20 protein-coding genes and 1 pseudogene are annotated in these 21,490 nt (G+C 62.1%); 15 read left to right on the plus strand and 6 right to left on the minus strand.

All coding sequences use genetic code 11. The features are described 5' to 3' along the window. Nucleotides 1-233: 233 nt before the first annotated feature. Nucleotides 234-467, minus strand: coding sequence for a DUF3551 domain-containing protein (locus ACRQ5Q_RS06540; RefSeq protein WP_439396558.1), 234 nt, complete (start codon nucleotides 465-467; stop codon nucleotides 234-236). 275 nt (nucleotides 468-742) lie between these two features. Here ACRQ5Q_RS06540 and ACRQ5Q_RS06545 point away from each other — a divergent pair, with 275 nt between their 5' ends. The 6 genes and pseudogenes from ACRQ5Q_RS06545 (at nucleotide 743) to ACRQ5Q_RS06570 (ending at nucleotide 6,116) form a co-directional block, all read left to right on the plus strand. Further along, on the plus strand, nucleotides 743-1,075 hold the full coding sequence (locus tag ACRQ5Q_RS06545) for a hypothetical protein (protein WP_439396560.1): 333 nt from the start codon (nucleotides 743-745) through the stop codon (nucleotides 1,073-1,075). Between the two features lie 323 nt (nucleotides 1,076-1,398). After that, nucleotides 1,399-1,884 carry a hypothetical protein gene (locus tag ACRQ5Q_RS06550; RefSeq protein WP_439396562.1) on the plus strand — a complete coding sequence of 162 codons (486 nt, stop codon included), beginning with the start codon at nucleotides 1,399-1,401 and terminating at the stop codon, nucleotides 1,882-1,884. Between the two features lie 60 nt (nucleotides 1,885-1,944). Further along, complete coding sequence (greA, locus tag ACRQ5Q_RS06555; protein WP_439370741.1) at nucleotides 1,945-2,427, plus strand: transcription elongation factor GreA; 483 nt, start codon at nucleotides 1,945-1,947, stop codon at nucleotides 2,425-2,427. 490 nt (nucleotides 2,428-2,917) lie between these two features. Further along, nucleotides 2,918-4,096 carry an acyl-CoA dehydrogenase family protein gene (locus ACRQ5Q_RS06560; protein ID WP_439399698.1) on the plus strand — a complete coding sequence of 393 codons (1,179 nt, stop codon included), beginning with the start codon at nucleotides 2,918-2,920 and terminating at the stop codon, nucleotides 4,094-4,096. A gap of 52 nt (nucleotides 4,097-4,148) precedes the next feature. Next, nucleotides 4,149-4,330: pseudogene (locus ACRQ5Q_RS06565) on the plus strand (GreA/GreB family elongation factor); the annotation flags it as partial. Nucleotides 4,331-4,646: 316 nt separating this feature from the next. Next, on the plus strand, nucleotides 4,647-6,116 hold the full coding sequence (locus tag ACRQ5Q_RS06570; RefSeq protein ID WP_439396564.1) for an NCS1 family nucleobase:cation symporter-1: 1,470 nt from the start codon (nucleotides 4,647-4,649) through the stop codon (nucleotides 6,114-6,116). A gap of 59 nt (nucleotides 6,117-6,175) precedes the next feature. Here the strand turns inward: ACRQ5Q_RS06570 and ACRQ5Q_RS06575 are convergent, their stop codons facing one another. Continuing rightward, entirely contained in the window at nucleotides 6,176-7,183 is a 1,008-nt protein-coding gene (locus ACRQ5Q_RS06575; RefSeq protein ID WP_439370737.1) for a hypothetical protein, read from the minus strand. Between the two features lie 318 nt (nucleotides 7,184-7,501). Continuing rightward, nucleotides 7,502-8,212 (minus strand): TetR/AcrR family transcriptional regulator, encoded by a 711-nt coding sequence (locus ACRQ5Q_RS06580; protein WP_439396566.1) that lies wholly within the window; start codon nucleotides 8,210-8,212, stop codon nucleotides 7,502-7,504. 423 nt (nucleotides 8,213-8,635) lie between these two features. On the opposite strand from ACRQ5Q_RS06580, the gene ACRQ5Q_RS06585 reads away from it, so the two are divergent. Further along, on the plus strand, nucleotides 8,636-9,841 hold the full coding sequence (locus ACRQ5Q_RS06585) for a tyrosine-type recombinase/integrase (RefSeq protein WP_439396568.1): 1,206 nt from the start codon (nucleotides 8,636-8,638) through the stop codon (nucleotides 9,839-9,841). Between the two features lie 597 nt (nucleotides 9,842-10,438). On the opposite strand, the gene ACRQ5Q_RS06590 is transcribed toward ACRQ5Q_RS06585, so the two are convergent. After that, complete coding sequence (locus ACRQ5Q_RS06590; RefSeq protein WP_439396569.1) at nucleotides 10,439-10,702, minus strand: hypothetical protein; 264 nt, start codon at nucleotides 10,700-10,702, stop codon at nucleotides 10,439-10,441. Nucleotides 10,703-11,183: 481 nt separating this feature from the next. Here ACRQ5Q_RS06590 and ACRQ5Q_RS06595 point away from each other — a divergent pair, with 481 nt between their 5' ends. From ACRQ5Q_RS06595 to ACRQ5Q_RS06620, 6 genes are all read left to right on the plus strand, one after another. Continuing rightward, on the plus strand, nucleotides 11,184-13,475 hold the full coding sequence (locus tag ACRQ5Q_RS06595; RefSeq protein WP_439396571.1) for a VapE domain-containing protein: 2,292 nt from the start codon (nucleotides 11,184-11,186) through the stop codon (nucleotides 13,473-13,475). Then, nucleotides 13,475-13,837, plus strand: a complete 363-nt coding sequence (locus ACRQ5Q_RS06600; protein ID WP_439396573.1) for a hypothetical protein — start codon at nucleotides 13,475-13,477, stop codon at nucleotides 13,835-13,837. Before ACRQ5Q_RS06595 ends, ACRQ5Q_RS06600 begins: the two co-directional genes overlap by 1 nt. A 644-nt stretch (nucleotides 13,838-14,481) precedes the next feature. Next, nucleotides 14,482-15,006, plus strand: coding sequence for a hypothetical protein (locus tag ACRQ5Q_RS06605; protein WP_439396575.1), 525 nt, complete (start codon nucleotides 14,482-14,484; stop codon nucleotides 15,004-15,006). Next, on the plus strand, nucleotides 15,003-15,176 hold the full coding sequence (locus ACRQ5Q_RS06610; RefSeq protein WP_439396577.1) for a hypothetical protein: 174 nt from the start codon (nucleotides 15,003-15,005) through the stop codon (nucleotides 15,174-15,176). The genes ACRQ5Q_RS06605 and ACRQ5Q_RS06610 overlap by 4 nt, the downstream gene beginning before the upstream one ends. Then, the gene (locus ACRQ5Q_RS06615; protein WP_439396579.1) at nucleotides 15,173-16,594 is read left to right on the plus strand and encodes a terminase large subunit domain-containing protein; all 1,422 of its coding nucleotides are present in this window, start codon (nucleotides 15,173-15,175) and stop codon (nucleotides 16,592-16,594) included. The genes ACRQ5Q_RS06610 and ACRQ5Q_RS06615 overlap by 4 nt, the downstream gene beginning before the upstream one ends. Before the next feature lie 13 nt (nucleotides 16,595-16,607). Beyond that, nucleotides 16,608-16,973, plus strand: a complete 366-nt coding sequence (locus ACRQ5Q_RS06620) for a hypothetical protein (RefSeq protein ID WP_439396581.1) — start codon at nucleotides 16,608-16,610, stop codon at nucleotides 16,971-16,973. A gap of 245 nt (nucleotides 16,974-17,218) precedes the next feature. Here the strand turns inward: ACRQ5Q_RS06620 and istB are convergent, their stop codons facing one another. Beyond that, nucleotides 17,219-17,962 carry an IS21-like element helper ATPase IstB gene (istB, locus tag ACRQ5Q_RS06625; protein WP_439392912.1) on the minus strand — a complete coding sequence of 248 codons (744 nt, stop codon included), beginning with the start codon at nucleotides 17,960-17,962 and terminating at the stop codon, nucleotides 17,219-17,221. 15 nt (nucleotides 17,963-17,977) lie between these two features. Then, the gene (gene istA / locus ACRQ5Q_RS06630) at nucleotides 17,978-19,516 is read right to left on the minus strand and encodes an IS21 family transposase (protein ID WP_439392910.1); all 1,539 of its coding nucleotides are present in this window, start codon (nucleotides 19,514-19,516) and stop codon (nucleotides 17,978-17,980) included. 142 nt (nucleotides 19,517-19,658) lie between these two features. On the opposite strand from istA, the gene ACRQ5Q_RS06635 reads away from it, so the two are divergent. Further along, nucleotides 19,659-20,129 carry a hypothetical protein gene (locus ACRQ5Q_RS06635; protein WP_439396583.1) on the plus strand — a complete coding sequence of 157 codons (471 nt, stop codon included), beginning with the start codon at nucleotides 19,659-19,661 and terminating at the stop codon, nucleotides 20,127-20,129. 626 nt (nucleotides 20,130-20,755) lie between these two features. Continuing rightward, nucleotides 20,756-21,166, plus strand: a complete 411-nt coding sequence (locus ACRQ5Q_RS06640; protein ID WP_439396585.1) for a hypothetical protein — start codon at nucleotides 20,756-20,758, stop codon at nucleotides 21,164-21,166. Nucleotides 21,167-21,490: the final 324 nt, after the last annotated feature.

Here is a 21,490-nt window from a genome sequence, read left to right on the forward strand (position 1 = left end):
CGCAGCTTCACATCGTGCGCGATGTCGACGCTGTTTCGAAGCGGAGGGGGGCGAGCAAGCCGCGGCTGCGCTTTGCAAATTTGTCCCGGAGCGATGACGAGATAACATTCTCGTCATCGGTGCGCGCGAGCCGGGGGAGGCGATGTCTACTCGCCGCGCTGGCGGCGCGGCCGATCGTCTTCGCGTGAAAATTGTGGCGGCGCGCGCGTGGTCGCGCGCACGCCGCAATCATGTCAGTAGTAACGCTGCTGCCAGAACGCGTAGCGCGGATTGACGCCGCAATAGGCCGTCGTACCGGAGGCGGAGGCCTGGCATTGCTGATAGGTCGCGAACTGGCAGTTGCCGGGATAGCCCCAGATGCGGCCCTGCAGGCAATATCGGTCGTTTGCAGGCTGCGCCTGGGCAGCCGGGGAAGCTACGGCGATCAGCGCTGCGAACGATGCGAGGGCGAGGATGGTGCGACGCATTTCAGTCTCCTTCGAGAACGGGGGGAGGAGGAACACCGGCTCAATCTGCGTGTTCCGTGACTTGTCCGACACATTGCCGTGCACGTTTTGGTGTCCGCAGCGGGCGCTGCGTTCAACATGCGCCTATGATGGGCCAAGCCGCGGTGAGCAATGTGATCTCGGCCACAGTTCATCTGGCCTCTCGTCGGCGGAGTTGTGTGAGCGGGCTTGCACGCGCCACTCCCGAAAGCCTACGCTTTTCCTCATTCGGGTCAGCCCAGGTTTTGGAGGTTCTGATGCAAAGGTCATATTTGCTGGCTGCGGCAGCAGCGCTGGCGCTTCTTGCGCAATCATCGCTCGCGCTGGCGCAGAGCGCACCCGCCGCCGACGGGACCGCTGCGCCTGCGGCGACAGCCACCGCACCAGCCACGGCGACAGCGCCGGCCGCCACTACCGACACCAGCCAATCATCCGACTCCAAGAAGAGCGCATCGAAGAAGCCAGCGAAGAAGAAGATGACCCGGCAGCAGGAGATCGATCATTCGATCGACAGCGGCACCGTGCCCGCGCGCTACCGCAGCTCGGTCCCGAAGCAGTACCAGCAATATATTCCGTTCGAGAAGCAGTAACGGATTGCGGAGGTGACGTGATCAGAATTCGCGCCGCTGCCGCGGCCCATCCTTCGAGACGCCCGCTTCCAGCGGGCCCTCAGGATGAGGGCGGTCGACGCGGCGGCAATTTCAACGGTACCGATGCTGCTTAGCCTCATCATGAGGAGACCGCAAAGCGGTCGTCCCGAAGGACGAAGCGCGCAAGACCGCCGCCGAAAAGCGAAATGCCCCCGCTGCCCTGGGAAAGACGGCTCGGCGGAGGCCGGCCGCAGATCCATTGTGGCGCTCTGCCGGAGCGGTGCTAAGGTAGGCCGAGGCCGAAGGGAGTACCGGGGGGCGTAATGAGCGACGACGTGAAGGATGCTGGCCTCATGGCCATGATCAGCAGCATCCTCGGAGGCAACAAGCGCGCAGAGATCGTTGCTCCGCCACCGCTCACCGAGGTTCCACCGACGGCCCCGACGAATGGATTCGAGCCCGTTCCGGCATCCACCCCCGAGGCCGAATCGCCCAAGCCCGATGCCGCGTCCGATGCCGCACCGGCTGCAGCCAAGACGGCCGAACCGGCCGTGAAGGTCGCCACGACGCCGGACGGCAGGCAGTTGCTGCCCGCGGAAGCGATTGCCGATCTCGTGCTCGGCGAACTTCGCAAGATGGAGGATTTTCCCGCGACCGGCGCCTCGGTCACGGTCTACGGTTACCGGCACTGGAACGCGATGATCACGTTCGCGCCGTTCTCCACCAGCTTCCAGAACGCGACGCGGTTCCGCCGGGCGATGCCGGATCTCGTCGTCAAGCTCCGCCGTTTCGTCGCACTTGAGATATAGTCGTGGTCCTCGATGTTGCCGCGCAGGCGTCACCATCAGGACAGCGACAGGATTCTTGAATTGAGCGTTGCCTTTACCAAGGAAGAAAGCGCCGAGACCGCGTCCGAGACGCTGTTGCCGGATCGTCCGATCTCGCCGCATCCGAATCTCGTGACGGAAGCCGGGCTCAAGGCCCTGCAGGCGCAGCTTCAACAAGCGCGGGAGGCCTATGAGGCCGCACAAGCCATCGACGACGTCAACGAGAAGCGTCGGCAGTCGGCCGTGCCCTTGCGCGACGCCCGCTATCTGACCGAACGGTTGCGCACGGCGAATGTGATGCCGGATCCTGTCACCACCGACATCGTCGCCTTCGGCAGCACGGTGACCTTCCGCCGCACCGACGGACGCGTGCAGACCTACCGCATCGTCGGCGAGGACGAAGCCGATCCGAAGGCCGGCTCGATCTCGTTCGTCTCGCCGGTGGCGAGGTCGCTGATGGGGAAGGCGGTGGGGGACGTCGTCGGGACGGGCGCGCAGGAGATCGAGATCGTATCGATTGCGTAAGATCGCTCCCGCCGCGTCCGTGAAACGAAGCCTGACGGTTGAATGAGGCGGTTTCTGTCGGGAGCACCGCCGTTCTACGCGCTGGCAGGACTTGCCATGTGATGTACCTCGTCCTGTGCAGGACGAGCCTCTTGGACTTGAACGCCGTCGTGCAGAGTGCGACCGGTTCACCGTGGTTTCCGGCCTTCATGTTCGTCTGCGTGCTGCTGGAGTCGGTCTTCCCGCAAGATCAGGAAGGGGTCCTGCAGCAGGCGGTGAGACGGCGCAGACCCGGGACCGCGAAGTCCCGGGCATTCGAGTCCGGCGCTGAAGCGCCGGCTAAGGACTGGAAACATCGTCCGCGTCTTGGCGCGTTGACAACGCCTTCGGGGAAGGAAATAGTTTATGCTTAAAACAATAGTCGGTTCGAGCCGCGTTGGCAGATGCGATCGCTGGTTCTGGAGAGAACATGCCGGCCGCCCGAACCGACACCGACCTTGCGGAGCGACAGATGGGCTCACCGGCAAAGACAATCTCCCGCGACTGGCTGGACTGGCCGTTCTTCGAACCGCGTCATCGCGCAACTTGCGACGCGCTGGACCGCTTCGTCGCGCAGGGTGGACTTCAGGCTGCCGATCACCGCGACGTCGATGGCGCCTGCCGCAAGCTCGTGCGCGCGCTTGGCGCGGAGGGGCTGCTCGATTGCGCGGTCGCGGCGCCGGATGGCGACGTGGCGAGCATCGATTCCCGCTCGATCTGCCTGTCGCGTGAGACGCTGGCCTATGCCGATGGCCTCGCCGATTTTGCCTTCGCCATGCAAGGGCTCGGATCCGGCGCGATTGCGCTTGCCGGCTCGGCGGAACTGCGACATTCCGTGCTGCCGCAAGTCCGTTCGGGCGAATGGCTGGCGGCATTCGCGCTTTCGGAGCAGGAGGCCGGCTCCGATGTTGCGGCGATGACCTGCACGGCACGCCAAGACGGCGATAGTTATGTTCTGAACGGCGAGAAGACCTGGATCTCCAACGGCGGCATCGCGGACGTCTACACGCTGTTTGCCCGGACCGGTGAGGCGCCCGGCGCGCGCGGCATTTCCGCGTTCGTCCTGTTTCCGGACGACCCGGGCTTCAGCGTTGCCGATCGCATCGACATCATCGCGCCGCATCCGCTGGCGACGTTGCGCCTGGACAATTGTCGGATTCCGAGCAGCCGGCGGCTCGGGGCGCCCGGTGCAGGCTTCAAGATCGCGATGCAGACCCTCGACATCTTCCGCGCTTCGGTTGCTGCAGCCGCGCTCGGCTTTGCCAGACGTGCGCTGGAGGAGGCGCGAGTGCACGCCCAGACACGGCGCATGTTCGGGGCGACGCTGTCGGATCTCCAGCTCACCCAGGCCGCGCTCGGCGACATGATGACTGAAACCGACGCCGCGGCGCTGTTGACCTATCGTGCCGCATGGCGCCGCGACGTCCAGAAGCTTCCCACCACGCGTGAGGCTGCGATGGCAAAATTGTCCGCCACCGAGACCGCCCAGCGGGTCGTCGACCGTGCGGTGCAGATGTTTGGCGGACGCGGCGTGCGCAAGGGCGAAATCGTCGAAAGCCTGTATCGCGAGGTCCGCGCCCTTCGAATCTACGAAGGGGCGACCGAGGTCCAGAAGCTGATCGTCGCGCGCGAGCTGCTCAAGCCGCGCTAAAGCGCGATGAGACCGGGATGAATCGTCGTCGCGCTCCAGGTTGTGTTTGCGCATGACGTTCAGCCGGGCGGACCTCCGCGTGCGGAGCTACCGCATCGTCGGCGAGGACAAAGCCGATCCGAAGGCCGGCTCGATCTCGTTCGTCTCGCCGGTCGCGCGCTCGCTGATCGGAAAGACCGTGGGCGATGTCGGGGGGCGGGTGCGCAGGAGATCGAGATTCTGGCGATCGAGTAGGCATGCCGTCCGCGCATCCGGGAAGGGCGGAAGCGTCCTCCACGGTCACGCATAATCGCCTCCCGTGCTTGCTGCGAGTACACGGCTCGAATGCGCGCTGCCCCGGGGCGTCGTCGGACGGTCACCTTAATCCGTCGGCGCCGGGTGTCGAACCTCAACGATCAAGGCGGAAATCGCTCCACGGGCTGGACGGGCGCTTGGACCTCGGTCCGACGTTGCCCACGAATTGACCGATCGTAAAATGTGTTTGACCGTTTGGTCAAAAATGGCACGCCGCTTGCTTGTTGAACGGCCTGTTCAGCAAGGAGTCGGAACAATGAGCGGATCGCATGCCAACCCGCCCGTCGTCGTCATCACGGGCGCCCATCCGAAGCTCTACAACCACGACCTCGGGCCGACCGCGCGAGAAGGCAAGACCTGGGGGGCTTTCAGCATCTTTGCGATGTGGATGTCCGACGTGCACTCGGTGGGGGGCTACACCTTCGCGGCCAGCCTGTTCTTCCTGGGGTTGACGGGCTGGCAAGTCCTGCTCTCGATGGTGATCGGCATCTCCGCGGTCTACGTCTTGATGAACCTGATCGGCCGCCCTTCTCTGAAGTATGGTGTGCCGTTTCCGGTGGTGGCCCGTATGTCCTTCGGGGTCATGGGCGCCAATCTTGCCGCCTGTTTGCGCGGCATCGTCGGGATCGTGTGGTATGGGGTGCAAACTTATTTCGCATCCAAGGCCGTTCAGGTTCTCGTGCTGACTTGGTTTCCGGGCGCGGTGTCGTTGACCCAGAACGGCATCGCCGGCCTGTCGACGCTCGGCTGGCTCAGCTTCGGCTTCATGTGGGTGTTTCAGCTCCTGATCTTCCTCAATGGCATGGAGACGATTCGGAAGTTCATCGATTTCTGCGGACCGGTCGTCTACGTCGTAATGTTCGCGCTGGCGATCTGGATCCTGGCGCAGACCGGCACCTCCAGTCTCGACTTGCAGCTCAGTCCGCCTGCCGGGGGAGCGACGGCCGGCCATATGGCGAATGCCGCGATGCTGATCGTGGCCTATTTCGCCGCGCTGCTGCTCAATTTCGGCGACTTTTCGCGGTTCGCCCGCGACGAGAAGGCAATGAAGCTCGGCAATTTTCTCGGGCTCCCGGTCAACTTCATCGTCTTCGCCGTCATCACCGTCGTCGTGACGGCCGGCACCGTGCAGGTGTTCGGCCAGGCGATCATGGACCCCGTCTTGATTGTCGAAAAGATCGGCAACCCATGGATCGTCGCCTTGGGATCGATCACCTTCATCGTTGCAACGATGGGCATCAACATCGTCGCCAATTTCGTTTCCCCTGCCTACGACATCTCCAATCTCAATCCGGAACGCATCAATTTCCGGACCGGTGGGCTCATCACCTCGATCCTATCGGTCATGGTCTGTCCCTGGCTCTTCGTATCAAGCCCTCAAGCGATTACGATCTTCGTCGGCATTTTCGGCGCCATTCTAGGCCCGATGTTCGGCATCATGGTGAGCGACTATTATCTTGTTCGTAAGCAGCACGTCGTCGTCGAGGATCTCTACACCATGTCCTCCTCCGGCTCGCTCTACTTCGAGAACGGCTGGAATCGCAGAGCGCTGATCGCTTTGGTGTTGTCCGGCGCGGCCTCGATCGGTCTCTCCTTGCTCGGCGCCTACAAGGTCATTCCCAATATCGGCGACTGGGGCTGGTTGGTCGGCGCAGGTCTCGGAGCCGTGCTGCACCTCGTGCTCATGTCGCGCGAGATGCGGGTTGCGTCCGTGCCGGCGGAGTGACTGTTCTTCACCAGAAAGGCGGCCTTGCTTCGAGGCCGCCTTTCGCATGTTCGGATGCCCTATAACGATTGCCGCTCCGGCGCGGATGCCAGCGCCCGAAGCAGGGCCGCCACGTAGTGCCGGGAGCGATCACGCGCATCCGCCGTGCGTTCGGGACGCATGCTGACGATAGCGTCCCGCAGGGCTTGCAACGTGGTCATCTCCGGCACCAGTCGCGCGGTGAATTGCGCTGGTGTCATCGGCTTGGCGACGGCACCGGGGGGCTCGACCAGGAAAAGTACGCCGTCCACGAGCTCCATTGCGCGATCGAAGTAACGGGAGTTCACGACGGTCCAGGCCTGCGCTACGCTGGGATCGGCGAGATAGGCCGCGACGTCGGCGGCGACGAGCGCGTGCATCTGCTTGACTCGCGTGCGCAGTCGGGCGATCTCGGCCACCCGTTCGGCATCGGGCGGTTGGCCGGTGTGCAAGGGCACGATGAGCTGCGAGCCGAGCCGGCCGGCGACGTCGCGCAGCTCGGTGATGAGCGTCGCCACCTGCACCATGCTGGCGGCGGCGGGATCGGCGGCCACGATCTGATCTCCGAGGTCGCCGACGAGAGCCTGCACGGGATCGATGGCGCTGAACATGCCTTCGATCGCAAGCTGAAGCCCCTCCGCACTGCGCTCTGTCCGAGGTTGGGCGATGATCGCGTCCACGCCGCGCCGTGCGCGACGGAGATCCGAGCGGATGACGTCAAGCTGCGCAAGGAAGTCGCGCGAGCGTTGATCCTTGCCTGCAAGGAGGGCCGACAGGATCGCGATGGTATCATCGACCTCGGTCCGCGCCGCCCGCAGCGCGCCCGTGAATGGTTCGTCCCCTGCCGCCTCGGTCATCGCACTGTTGGCTGGACCGCGTTCTGCGGAAATCCTGCTCATGACCAGCAGCGCGGCATGGAAGCGCCGGAAACTGAGCGGATCGACGTCTGGGGTGAGAGGCTGAGACCCACCGCTCCAGAAGAGATGCGCGGCGAAAGCCAGAGCTCCGAGGATGGCCGGTGCGGCGAGATACGGGAGCAGGCGTCTCATGTTCGTTCATATCCTCATCGACAGCCGAAACGTTTCCCTCGCGGCAGGGCCGGGAGCAGCAACATTCAGGTTGCACTCAGATATAAAACGATCGTTCAAGAGTCTATAACGATCGGTCAAAAGACGAAAGGTCAGGGTCGGGAGCCCAAAATGTGAAAGGCTCGAAGTGCCATCCGCGAGCACACACGCCGGCACAGGTATGCAGGCGCAGACAATTGCCCGGTCAATAGGCAGAGAGGCGCGCAGGGTGCGGGTTCGCGGCCCCCCGGTTCAGGGGCAAATGTCTTCGATGCCGACAATTGGCACTGAGCCGGGCGTTCAGCCGGCCTTGGGGTTGGACGCTGCCGCGGCGCCGGCGGCAGAAAAACCAAGCCCGCCGAGCACGAGCTGTACGATCGTGGCTTTGGCTGATGCGTAGTCGGCCTCTTCCAGCTGCCGCTTGCGCTTCATGATGGCCATCTGGCTGGAAAAATCGGCGTAAGCCTGAGTCATGGCCCAGATGCAGAAGAACAGATCGGCCGCGCTGATCGGCCTGATGGCTCCGCGCGCGGCCAGCGCCTCGATCGTTTTGATCTTCTCGTGCAGCAGTGGCGTCGAGACCTTTTCGATGAAATTGCCGATGAAAGGTGCCCCGCTGATGATTTCGTTGGCGTAGATCCGCGACAGATGGGGGTGATCCCGCGAGAAATCGACCTTCCTGTGGATGTAGCGCACGAGAACGGTCTCGATGTCGGTGGTGGCGTCGAGGGACTCCATGTCCCGCGCCCATTTGTTCATCGCCCGTTCGAGGATCGCGCGGTACAGATCCTCCTTGTCCTCGAAGTAGTAATAGATGTGGGCCTTCGCCACGGAAGCCTTCTTGGCGATGAGCGCGGTCGTCGCTCCGCGGAAGCCGAAATGTCCGAACACGAACTCGGCGGCATCGAGAATCTTTTCCTCGATATCCGGGGCCGGCGCAGCGGCCCTGCGGCCGCCCTTCGGCGCGCGGCGGATGCGAAAGTGCGTTTTGTTCGTTGCTTCCGCCGGCATGAGATTTCCGGAAATACGGCCGCTCGAGCGGCAGGCTGATTCAGCTGAGTTACATGACAACCTCCTTGCACGCAATTGGCCCTTGGATCGCTGCGGAAGGGCCGTTCCTTCGCCCGGCCCGTCAATCGTTGATTCGGAAAACGCGCAGCGGCATAACCCGTTGATCCGGCTTGGGTCGGCTACTGTGCATGGGGTTGTTTTCGAGCTTTGGAGGAGGCAGTTGCCAGCAGCGACGGCGCGAGGATCGCCGATAACTTCTCGCTCGGGGCAATGGATGGTGGGCGCACAAGGGATCGAACCTTGGACCTCTCCCGTGTGAAGAGTTTCGGAAGGCTCTACCTGCAGTAAACGAGACGGAATGTTGCGCGTTTTGGGCTATCCGGGAGAGGGTTCGTTTCCCCTCGTTTCCCCGGAGTAAGCCCAGTGCCCCGTTTGCGTTTTAACGACCTCCTCCTCGAACAGCTGCGGTACGACCGTAAGCAGGCAGCGCCCAGCGGGGACATCGCCCACGAGGACGAGCTCTGCCCTGGGCTGTTCCTCCGGGTCCGACCGAGCGGTCTCAAGTCCTTCAGCGTCATCTACAAAGTTCCGGGGGAGGGCGGCATCTCGCCCAGCGGGAGGCTGCTAACCGGTAAGGCGCACCGAATCACCCTGGGCACCTGGCCCCACATCCCCTTGCGGGAGGCCCGGGACAAGGCCCGGCAGGCGCTCCAGGCTGCCAGCGAGGGCCGCGACCCTCGCCAAGCCCAGCGGGAGAACAACCTGACCACCTTCGCTTGGGCAAGCGACCGGTTCGTAGAGGCGGAACTCAAGCCCAATATCAAGAACTGGCAGGCGGTCGAGAGTACCCTTCGCCTGCATTGCCGCCCGCTGCTGGGCAATCGCCCGGTCCAAAGTATTCGCCGGACCGACATCCATGCGCTGCTCGACAGCATGGTGGAGGAGGGGCGTCATGGCATGGCGCGGGAAGTGCGAAAGAACCTGTCCCGCTTCTTCAACTGGTGCATCGACCGTGAGCTGGTGCACGCCAACCCGCTGGACGGCCTACGGCGCCGGGACCTAAGCGCCAACTACGAGGCGGGCCGGGCGCTTACCGATGACGAGATACGGCAGATTTGGCGCGGTGCCGGCGAGATGGGCTATCCCTTCGGGCCGATCTACCAGCTGCTAATGCTGACAGGGCAACGGCGTGGTGATTGGGCCGCAGCGCAGCGGTCGGAGCTGGACCTGGGCAAGCGCCTGGAGGTACCTTGCGGTCGATACAAGTCCAAGCGCGACCACCTCGTGCCGATTTCCGATGCGACGATGGCTATCGTCGATGCCCTGCCCGAGCGGGGCGGCTACCTGTTCACTACCAACGGGACGACACCAGTGTCTGGCTTTAGTAAGGCCAAGACGCAGCTGGACGAAGCGTCCGGCGTGAAGGCGCCGTACCGCATCCACGACTTCCGCGTGACTTGCGAGACGCGCCTCGCCTCGCTGGGCTTTCCGCAGGAGGTGCGCGACGCCGTCCTTGGGCACATGGCCCAAGGGTTACAGCGCCGTTACAACAAGCACCAATATGCCGACGAGAAGCGCGAGGCGCTGGACGCGTACGCGAAGCATCTTACGGCAGTTATTGCTTCGTAGGCGGACGTGCCAACCCACAAGGAGCGGGGCACGTGTCGACGTTCAAGACCAGCTGCGCCCGCGAACCCTTGTGGCCTGTTCGACTAGGCGTCCTCCGATCTTGATCAACAGCCCTCCTCTGGTTCTTTAGGGAATGGCTCTTTTGTCTTTCGGCCCAGGAACGTGTCAGGCACCGGGCGTCTGAGCAGCTCAAGAGACTTCCGCGATGTTTCGCGCGTCTGCTCAATAAGTTGGCGGAAATACCATTCAAGCGGTAACCGAGACGGCGTGCGCTGATCCATGTCGCGCTCCCTTGCTATGCAGGCGGGAGCGCTATCGGTCTCTCAGCCACCGGCGCCTACGGGCAGAGCCTCGGCCAGTGATGGGGGTAAACTATCACAAGGCGCTTTTGTTCAAAATTGAACTTAGGATGCCCCATTCACGATTCCGGGACGATGTATCAGACCGCCTCGCCTCGCTGGGCGCCGTCCTCAGGCACATGGCCCGGTACAACAAGCACCAATACGCAGACGAAAAGCGGGAGGCGCTTACGCCCAGCGCCTCGCGCAGTTGTTGTAAGTTGAGAGCAGGCCAAAAATTCCTTTTGGGCCGCGACCATCATTTAGTGACCGAGCTTTCCGTATACGGAAACTCCACGACACCTTCGAACATATTGCGCAGATATCCGTTGAGACCCACCGCGTTGCCGATCTCGAACATAATCTCGAAGAATGTGCAACGATCGACCTCGTCGTCCTTCCACTCTTCCAACGTCGCACCGAGCTGGTAGCATATCTCGGCCGCAGCCAATCGATTTTGCCGGCGCTTGATGTAGCCATAGTCCTTAAATTCTGTGTCGTTGCTCGTTTCAGTCATCGTCATGCTCGTCTCCAGTGTTGCGCCGCTGGAATTAGCGACCGCAATTCTCTGGCAAATTTCGAGACAGCCTCAAAGCAATAACGGACACACGGTAAATCGTGACGCTGTCGTGCGCCCAAAGGCGTATCAGCTATCCGGTACATGCCGTTGCCGAGACACATAAAATCCAGTCATCCACAGCCGCGCCAGCTTGCATCTAGAGGCACATGCAGCGGCCCGATCGCTGTATGCGTTCGCTACATGGCTCCTAGTATTTTCTGCGTTCGCGACGACCTTGGGTCGAGCACCCGCGTAGCAGCAGTGCGGCCCGCATCGAGCATGACGCTAAATATGTTTTGAGATTAGATCGAGATGTGCTTCGGAGTGCAGCAGCGCGCCTGCATCAACCATGTTCTCGAAACTGATTTGAGGCTGCGAGAAGATCGGGCATCCCTAGAGAAGAGAGCACCTCGGCCAGAGCTGCTCCCAGCTTGAAGGTTTCGACATGACTACACTTGAGAGCGTCGAAGAGGCGCCGACGACGCATGCGTCACCAGACTTTGACCAAGCGATCGATTTCCTTCGAAAGATGCGCCCCGCTGGGTTTTGGGTCCTGACTGCGATCGAGAAGGAGGGAAAGAAAACAAAGTACATTGAGACGCGGACGTTTCGCCCGGAGGAATGGGCGACGTGCGTGGACTGGTTGGGTCACCACCATGACTGCAGGCGCCATCTTTACTGGACCGTCAACCCGACGATGCGCGAGCTTGGCGGGAGGGGCGTAAAGGCAGGCCGCGCTCACATCCAGGAGATGGCCTTCCTCCACGTGGACATTGACCCCCGTGCAGGTGAAGACGTTGCATCGGAGCAAGAGCGCATCGCGGCGCTGTTCACCACGCTGCCGCAGGGTTTGCCACCGCCCACAGTCATAGTGTTCTCGGGCGGGGGATATCAAGCCTTTTGGCGCTTAACGACGCCTGTTCCGATCGAAGGTGAGGCCGAGGCCTACGAAGAGGCCAAGCGTTACAACCAACAGCTGGAATATCTGTTCGGCGGCGACAATTGTCACAATGTGGACCGCATCATGCGGTTGCCGGGCACAATCAACTGGAAAGCAACCAATGGACGCCAGCCAACTCGGGCTGAATTGGTCGCATGGAATGAGGTCTCTTATCCAGTCGAGCGCTTTACGATGATGCCGCCGCTGCGGGGCGAGAAGCCCAAAGCGGCTCCGCCAGATGAAGTTAGGCGGACGGAGGATTTGTCCGAGCTCAGGCGCGAATACGGAGTCATGAACGACGTACTGGTGGCCATTAATTATGGTCACGACCCGGAGAACAAGGAGCGTTTTCCGAGCCGCTCAGAATGGTTGTTCTACGTGACGTGCAACCTTAAACGCTGCAAGGTGCCGGATGGCGTTATCCTGGGCATCATCACGGACGAGGCGTATGGCATCTCCGAAAGCGTGTTGGAGCAATCCAACCCCGAGCGGTATGCTCTACGGCAAATCGAGCGAGCAACCCAGGCAACCCGCGAGTTTATACTCGGTAAGAATAAAACGCCGATTGCCAATCACCCCGACAACGTCCGGATCGCGCTGGAGCAATTGGGCGTTACGGTTAAGCACGACATTTTCCAAGATCGGTCCCTGATCGAGGGCCTCGACGGCGAGGGCCCGTACCTCGACGACCATGCGGTGCGTCGGCTTCGTATGCTGATCGGCGAACGCTGCGGGTTCCTGCCAGAGAAGGAGCTGTTCTTCGACGTGGTGGTCGATCTTGCTCGTCAGAACAAGGTGCATCCAGTTCGCGAGTATCTCGACGAACTTCGGTGGGACGGCATTGAGCGGATCGATCGTTGGCTACAGACCTATGCTGGTGCCGAGGACAACGAGTTCAACCGCGTCGTCGGCGCGCTATGGCTTCAGGCGGCTGTGCGCCGCATTCGTCGCCCAGGCTGCAAATTTGACGAGATGCCGGTGCTGGAGGCTGGGCAAGGAGAGGGCAAATCTACCGCGCTGCGCATCCTTGCGGTGAAGGACGAATGGTTCCTCGATGACTTTCCGCTGGGCCTCGACGGAAAACGAGTGATCGAAGCCACGCAGGGAAAGTGGATCATCGAGGCTGCCGAGCTTCACGGCATGAGTACAGCAAAAGTCGAGCAATTGAAGTCATCGCTCTCAAGGCAAGAAGACCAAGGGCGTTTGTCGTACGCCAAGCTGACGACCATTGTCGCACGCCAATTTGTCGTGGCTGGCACCACCAATAGCTCGCAGTATCTCACCGATCCCACCGGTAATCGACGGTTCTGGCCGGTGACGGTGCAGAAGTTCAAGCTGGACGACTTACGTCGCGACCGAGACCAGCTATGGGCAGAGGCCGCAGTACGCGAAGCGAGAGGGGAGAGTATTCACCTGCCTCCCCCGCTATGGCCGAAAGCAGCTGTGGTGCAAAAGATCCGGGTTGAGGTGCATCCGTTTGTCCATATTTTCGAGGCCGAGCTGTCGCAGTTTCCGACTGGAAAATTTCCGTGTGCGCATGCCTTCACCATCTTGGGCCTTGGCCCTGCTCAGATGACGCAAGCCAACCAAGCGCACATCGGCGCCAGCCTTCGCTCCTTGGGCTGGGAGCGCAGACGGCTGCGCGTCCGCAAAGCGAACACATGGTGCTACGTGAAGGGTAAAAACCCGAGGCTAATCGAGGTCTATCGGGCCGTGGACGGCACGGGCTTAAGCATGTCCTACGAAGACCCGGACAAACGTTACGTCGACGACGACAAGCCCGAGGAGCCGTTCTGATGAAGAAGCGAAAGTACGAACCGTCGTTCGATGAACGAAACGGCATGAACAGTCCTGCGCTGTTTCAGATCGGGCTGGAGAAGCTGCCCTATGTGATGGTGCAGATTTCAGAGCGTGGTTGGGTCCTACTAAACAGGGACTACCTTGTGCTACCGGAGGCAAAGTGGCGGCTGGAAGAGGTGCCCTCGTCGGCGACGGTGCAGGTGTTTGAGCAGGACCCTCGCACATTTGTGGGCGTATGGACCGAGATGAACGATCGCCACCTGTTCTTCTACGATACGCAGTTTGACGAGTCGGCGGACTACCTTGAGCGGCTGCAGCGCTTTCATGCGTATCAGTTGGGATGTGTCGGCCGATCCTGATTGCGGGCCGCCGCCGGGACAGGCATACAGAGCCCACCTTTAGCTGGTGAGCTTTTGCTTCGACCCCTGCAGGACCTGGCCGGTCTTAACTGCAGGGGTTTTTCTTTGGGACGAGCGCTCTCCCGCTCCTCCGTGGCCGCTCCTCCAGCGCTGCGTGGCTAAACTCTAGTAACGGTTGGAGTTTCGTCGATCGCTCCTGCCGCTCCACGGTGGCCAAGCTCGCCGCTACTCTTCTCTAGGATTGTCTCTCTTTTCTTCTTTTCTCTATTTTAGGGAGGAGAGAGGAGGAGCGGAAGAAAAGAGCATGCAGTTGTGGGGCTTAAGCGCTCCGCCTGGGCAGAGCGACGGGAGGAACAGGCCGAGAGCAGCCCGCGACCGGGCGCGTGAACGCAGGGCGCTCGCCACGCGTCGTCAGCCATCACGGCCCTAAAAAGACGGCAAGTGCAAAAGTACGAACCCGCTTTATAATGCGCCGCTTCCCTGCCGCTTCCTCTGCACCCGCCACGCCACTGCGAGCGCATCGTCTGCTGGGCTCTGTCGGATCGGAGCTTTCCCTTAGGTAGACCGCACCGGTCCTACAGCCCCATTCGCACCGTATCCGTTATTGAGACGAATGCTTCGGCTCCCGCGCTATCTGCTCGGGCATGGGACGACCACCGAAGATCGAGCGCAGCAAGAACGCAAAGCAGGAGCCGGACGCCCCGACGCCTGCGCAGAGCGCGCTTGCCTCGCTGCTGGCGAGCGGCACCGAGCTTGTTACGCGCGAGGAGAGCGGTGGCCCCATGCCTCGCGCTACCCTCACTCCGGAGGGCCTGCGAGCGCTCGCTGCGATGGCAGCGGAGGGCCAAGACCAGTACAGCATCGCTGCTGCCCTGGGCATGAACCGGTCCACTCTCCAGGCCCTTATCAAGCGCGACGAGCAGGCCGAGGAGGCTATGAACCTCGGCAAGGCTCTTCTGGCCGACGAGCTCTCGCACCTGCTCCTACGCGCCGCCCGCCGGGGCAACATCGTGGCCGCGATCTACCTCACCAAGGCTCGCCTCGGCTGGGTGGAAGGCATTGCCCCCGAGACCCGGCCGAACATCGTCATCAACCTGCCCGACGCGGCCACTCCCGAGGCATACCTGAAGGCCATCAAGGTCATCGAGCCTTCGGAGGGGCAGCCGTGAGCACCGAGCAGCCCGAGCCCCAGATCGACCTGGGCGAATTCGACACCATGCAGGTCACGGCCGATGCCGACGGCAAGCCCGTCCTCGCTCGCCGTATCAAGCGCCATCCCACTCACACTGGCGGCCTCAACGTCGACGGCACTCCAACACGCGCGAGGCGCTACCCTTGATCAGCCCCACGCCATATCAAGCCACCGTCCTATCGGTGCCCGAGAATTGGAACCTGCTGATGGCAGGTGGCCGTGGCGGCGGTAAGTCCACCGGCGCGCTGCTGTTGGTCCTTCGGCATGTCGAGAAGTACGGCGAGAAGGCTCGCCCGCTGATCGTACGCGAAACTCACAAGGCGATCACCGAGCTGGAAGAACAGCTCGATAGCCTCCTCTCGGTTGCATACGGCAAAGGCGTCCGGCACAATCGAGCAGAGCACACCTTCCGCCTTCCGAACGGCGCCATCATCGAGTGCGGCCAGCTCGACGGCCCCAACGCATATAAGAAGTATCAAGGCCGGTCGTTCACGCTGCTGATCGTCGACGAGTTCGGTCTGTTGGCCGACCGCCGCTGGGTGGACCTGCTGAAGTCCAACCTGCGCGGCGCCGAGGGCATCCCGCTTCGGGAGGTCCGCACCGCGAACCCCGGTGGGCCTCTGCATGCCCTCATCCATCAGAACTTCATCGCACGGCAGCTCGCGTGGCATCCCTATGAGCTGGATGGCGAGACCTGGGTCAATTGCCCATCGACGCTGATCGACAATCCGCACCTCGACCACGAAGACTACAAGCGTCGCCTTCGAGCGGCTTGCGGTAACGACGAAGAGCTGTTCCGGGCTTGGATCAATGGCGATTGGAATATCGCAAGGGGCGCGTTCTTCGGCGGCACCTTGGACGAGAAGGTCCACATGTTGCCGGTGGCTTGGCCGTACCCAATCACCAAGGAGTGGCGCTCGTACCTCGCGATGGACTGGGGCAGCTCGGCTCCGTCCGTCACCTACATCTGCGTCAAGGCACCGGGCGATATTGGGCCGTTCCCGCGCAATAGCCTGATCCTTGTTGATGAGCTGGCTACCGTCGAGCCGAATGACCCCAATGAAGGTCTTCGCTGGCCCCCAAGCAAGCTTGCAGAGGCCATCATCGAGATGTGCGGACGCTGGGGTGCCAACACCTATGGCGTCGGCGACGACGCGGCCGGTTTGCAAGACACGCTATTAGAGGTCCTTCGCGAGCACGGTGTGGACCTATTGCGTCCGCAGAAGCAACGCGTGGCGGGCTGGGCTGCGATGCGTCAGCTCCTCCACAATGCAAAGGAGCGCAACGGACTGCCCGGCATGTGGATCACCGCGCGGTGCAAGTACTTCTGGCAGACTGTGCCGTTTATCCAGCGCGACCCATCCCGGCCCGAGGACGTCCTCACCACTGGCCCAGACCATGCGGCCGATGCGGCGCGATACGCGGTCATGGAGCAGCAGATGACCTCTGGTCAGATCAACACGCCCCGCAATCCTCACCGTCACATCGACCCGCGCTCCTACCTCCCAGATCACTATCCCACCAACCCGAGACCGGCTTCTGAGTACGGTTTCCATAGCCGCTAACAAGGAGACAACTATGTCAGACCGCACGACCATCCGCACGGATGTCCCCATCTCGTTGCACCCAGATGCCCTGTCAAATCTGACGGATACGCTGAACCAGCAAAACACCCCCGGTGCGCAGGTTTGGGCTGCCTCCCGTGACGCGCTGGAAGTCTGTTATCAAGGCTACGCCCTTTTGAACGACACCGAGAGTGCGCTCAAGGAGGCCAATCCGCAGACCCGGCTCGTCAACGGCAGACCGACAATCGTGGTGGAGAACACCAAGGAGTTTGCCGCTGCTACGGAAGCCGCATGGAAGCGGATAGCGCCTGTGATCGATGGCAAGGTGAAGCAGCTACGAGGCTGCATGACGTTGTTGTGCGCATTCCAGGGATGGTGATCAGGTGTTCCAGGCGATGGTGATCACGGATTCCAGCGATCGTGATCAGATGCGGAGGCGAACACGACTGACGGGTTTATGTGTGCTGGAAATGGTCTCCTGGTCAAGGCTGGCGGGTTGGTTCGGAGATCGTTCCGGCGGTCCATGGGAGGGCCCCGTGCGCGGCGCGGAGTGCCCCCATGAGCGACGGAGCGACGCGCGCGGGAGGGGCCTGTGGGCCGGCGGGGCGATCGTGCGCGAGGTGCTCACGGTTTTTTCTTTTCGCCAGCCTGACGCCGTAGACTGTCGCCTTTGAGCTCGAGGCGGTGCGCATTGTGAATGATGCGGTCCAATATCGCATCGCCAAGGGTGGGATCGGCAATGACGTCGTGCCATTGCGACACGGGGACCTGACTTGTGATCAACAAGGATCCCTTGTCGTAGCGATCATCGACAATCTCGAGCAGATCGCGGCGCTGGTCGGCGGTGAGCGGTTCGGGTCCCCAGTCGTCAAGGATGAGGAGATTGACGCGCTCGAGCGCGGCGATCAGGCGCGCCAGACGGCCTTCGCCGCGCGCCTGGGCGAGATCGGCGAACAGGCGGGATGTTCGCTTGTAGAGGACGGAGAAGCCGTCGCGGCAGGCCTTGTTGCCGAGCGCACAGGCAAGCCAGGACTTGCCGGTGCCGGTTGGGCCGACGATGACCAGGTGGTTGGCCTCACGGATCCATTGGCAGGTGGCGAGGGTTTGGAAGAGCGAACGGTCAAGGCCGCGAGCGGTGCGATAGTCGACGTTCTCAATGGCGGCGGCTTGCCGGAGCTTGGCACTGGTCAAGCGGCGCGTGAGGCGGCGGTTGTCGCGGGCGGTGACCTCGCGATCGACGAGGAGGCCGAGCCAATCGGCGTGCGGCATCTCGGCCGCCTCGGGGTTGTTCTGCAGTTCAGTGAGGGTATCGGCCATGGCGGCGAGGCCGAGGGCGCGCAAGCGATCGACGGTGGGGTGAATAAGCATGCTGATCTCTCCTGATCAATTGTAGTAGCTGCGGCCACGGATGTTGGCGTGGAAGAGGATGGGCGCCTCCTCGGCGGGAGGCGCGGTTCTGTCGGTGCCGTTCTTGAGGATGGCGGCGACCGTTTTGTACGAGCGGGCGTTGAGCAGCAGGGCCCGGGCGCAGGCGGCGTCGACGCGTTCCTGGCCGTAGCGCTTGACCAGCCCGAGAATGCCGATCGCGGAGCGGAAGCCCTGTTCCGGATGCGGCCGCGACCGCAGGATGACGTCGATCAGGGTGTCGGCGTCGGGGCCGACCTTGGCGGCTTCGGAACGAATACGCTCATGGGTCCAGTCACGATAGCGGCGATGCGAACTCGGCATATGCTCGGCAATCGTGGTCGGGCGATGCGGCAAGGTGCTGCGCAGATGCGAGGCCACGCGCTTGCCACGGAGGAAGATCTCGACGGTCTTTTGGGTGATGCGAGCCTCGACCTCCTGATGCAAGAGGTTGTGAGGGACGCTGTAGTAATGCTTGGCGATCTCGACGTGATAATCGAGGTTGACCCGGCAGCGCTTCCACTCGGCATACTCGTACGGTTCATCCGGCAAGGGGGTGAGCGCCTGATGATCGAACTCTTCGAACAGATCGCGCCGACTTCGCCCCCAGCTCCGGAGAGGTCGATCGTTCAGCTCGACAAGGAGGCTGTGGATCGCCTCGTTGAGGGCGGCGAGCGAGAAGAAGCGGCGGTTGCGCAGACGCGCCAGAATCCATCGCCCGACGATTTGGACCCCGACCTCGACCTTGGCTTTGTCGCGCGGCCGATACGGCCGCGCCGGGACGATGGCGGTGCGGTAATGGCGGGCGAGATCGGCATAGGTCCGGTTGACCATCGGCTCGTGAAAGCAGGCCCGGGTGATGCCGGCCTTCAAATTGTCGCTCACCGTCTGCCGGGCCACACCGCCGAAAAAGGCAAAGGCCCGCACGTGCGAGGCGATCCAGTCCGGCAGGCTCTGGGTGAGGCTGGCCTCGGCGTAGGTGTAGTTCGAGGCGCCGAGCACGGCGACGAAGATCTGCGCGCTGCGCACCTCACCGGTGAGCCCGTCAACTACCTCCATGGTGTGGCCGGAATAGTCGACGAACAGCTTCTCGCCGGCGACATGGACCTGGCGCAGGGTCGGCTTGAGGCGGCCGGCCCATTCCTTATAGCGTTCGCAGAACCACGCATAGCTGAAGCTGTCGGAGTTTGCGTCGCAATACTCCTCCCACAACAGCATCAGCGTGACGTTCGGGCGCCGCAGCTCGCGATGCACGAGCGCCCAGTCCGGATGCGGACGCTCGTCGCTGGGCCGATCGGAAGGCGGCGGAAACAGGCGGTTCTCGAGCTGGACGTCGTCATCGAGCTCCGTTGGCAACGGCCAGGTCAGACCGGCGCGGCGGGCTCGGTTGACGTACTTACTGACCGTGCCCTGGGCCAGACCGAGGCTGCGGGCAACGGCGCGTTGCGACATGCCGACGCTGTAGTGCAGGCGTAGAACTTCGCGAATGTGGCGCATGGACAGTCTCTCTGTCGGCATCTCGATCCTCTGCGGTTGGGCAAAAGACCGAGCTACCCCGGTTGCAGACTGTCAGCGGTGGGCGCCTCCTGGTTGTCCCCGATCATGATCGCTGGAAATAGCGATCACGATCGGCTGGAAACGGTGATCACGATGCTCTGGAATGGGTGATCACGATGGCCTGGAATCGGTGATCACGATCGGCTGGAACGCGCAGTTGTTGGCGGAGCGCGTCGCCACAGCGCTGGAAGACCCCAAACGGAAGACGCCGGAGGGGCTCTCGCACGCAGGTGAGGTTCGCGCTTACGTGAAGGCGCTACCCGAGGAGAAGCGCAGCGCGTTCATTATGCAGGCCATCAACGAGGGGGACCGAGCGACAGTTGCCAGCGTGCTGCACGCACAGGCCTTCCTGTCTGGGCTTTCAGCGGAAGCACAGAGCACACTCCGCCAGCAGGCTGCTGCAAAGTTTGCTCCGCAGGATTACGCCCAGCATCAGGCGGCTGCCACGGCGCTGGACTACGTGATGGAGGCGGGGACTAAGGTCGGCATTCGCTACGGCGCTTTGACTCGTAGCATGCACCTCTCTCCGGCAGAGAAGGCGGCCGAGAAGCTGAAGGCACTCGCGGGCGGCTAATATGGACCCTCGCGTTGCGAAACTCGACTTCAAGCGCACCGGGCGGCTCTGGATAGCCGCTCGGGTAGGCATGACATTGCCCGAGCTGTTCGCGCTGGGTCTAAGAACGAAGCACATATGCCGGCACCTTCCTGACGGCCGCTTGGCGTTCGATCCGTGCTTGTCGGAACGCGACGTTGTCGAGGCCTACCGGGGATGGCGCCGCATGGGCCGCAGGTTGGCTGCTCTCGCTGGGCATGAGCAACGGCACTCCGCGAAGAGCCTTCGCACCTGCATGTGCTGCCGGAAGGACTTCAAGTCAGAAGGCAGCCACAACCGTGTTTGCCAGCGGTGCAAGGACCGGGGGGCGACGACATACGACCCGTGGTGAGCAACCGTTCCGTCAGCAAGAATAACTGTTCAAACACGGCTGAATTCAAGACGGCAACGAAATAGGTATTAAAATACCGCAGACTTACCCTCTCCCGCGCGGAAGGGGCTTTCGCGCGCGTAGCACATACCATGCCAGTTTCTGCTGGACTCCTCATAAGGATTCGTTAACCTAAATGGAGTCCAAAACTGCAGTCCCTCTTGCAAAGACTTCGGACTCAGACTAGGTTGTGAGTCTGATGAGTACGGTTCGACAGATGTTGCAGACGAAGCACGAAGAGGTGAGGGCGAAACTGTCGCCTCTCTTCGAGAGAGTGACTGAGCTGCGGAAAGGACTGATTGTTACGGAAGGCCAGATCGCCACGCTTCATGCAGAGCTGAAGGAAATCGAGCTCGCGATGCGAGCACTAGACGAGGCACAGAAGAAGGCCGGCAAGCTCACCATCATGCAGGCTGTCATGGAGGTGCTGAAGGACAAGCCGGAAGGCATGACGGCGTTGGAGATACTGGCGGAGATCAACCTGAGGTTCTTCGACGGCACCGTTCAACGGCACAGCCTCTCGCCTCAGCTCTCGAGGCTGAAAGATCGAGATCATAAGATTGAACTACGTGGAGACCGTTGGATCCGATTGCCAGATGAGCCTGGTCTCTTCACGTCAAAAAGTTAAGGCCCCGGATGGTCCGGGGCCTCCACCTGGTAGGGTGCACATTACGGCGGTGTAGTCGCCGGCAAGAAGATCGAGGACGACTATGACGTTCTATCCGTGTCTCGGCGGGCACTTTGGGGTGGCGGCCCCTTTGTACATTCCGAGGCTCATAATAGCCTGACACTCGACCAAGGGGCGCGAAAGCGCCCCCTTGGTCTGCGATAGATATTTGGATGAGCAACTATGTCAAGCGCGTTTCTGGATTCCGGCATTGATTCCAGAGCGACGACTTAAGAGTCTCTGCGCGCTGGCTCCCACGAACACGTCACGATCCTCAACTGCCTT

This window comes from Bradyrhizobium sp. PMVTL-01 (genome assembly GCF_051861855.1).
In the GTDB taxonomy this organism is placed as follows: Bacteria; Pseudomonadota; Alphaproteobacteria; order Rhizobiales; family Xanthobacteraceae; genus Bradyrhizobium.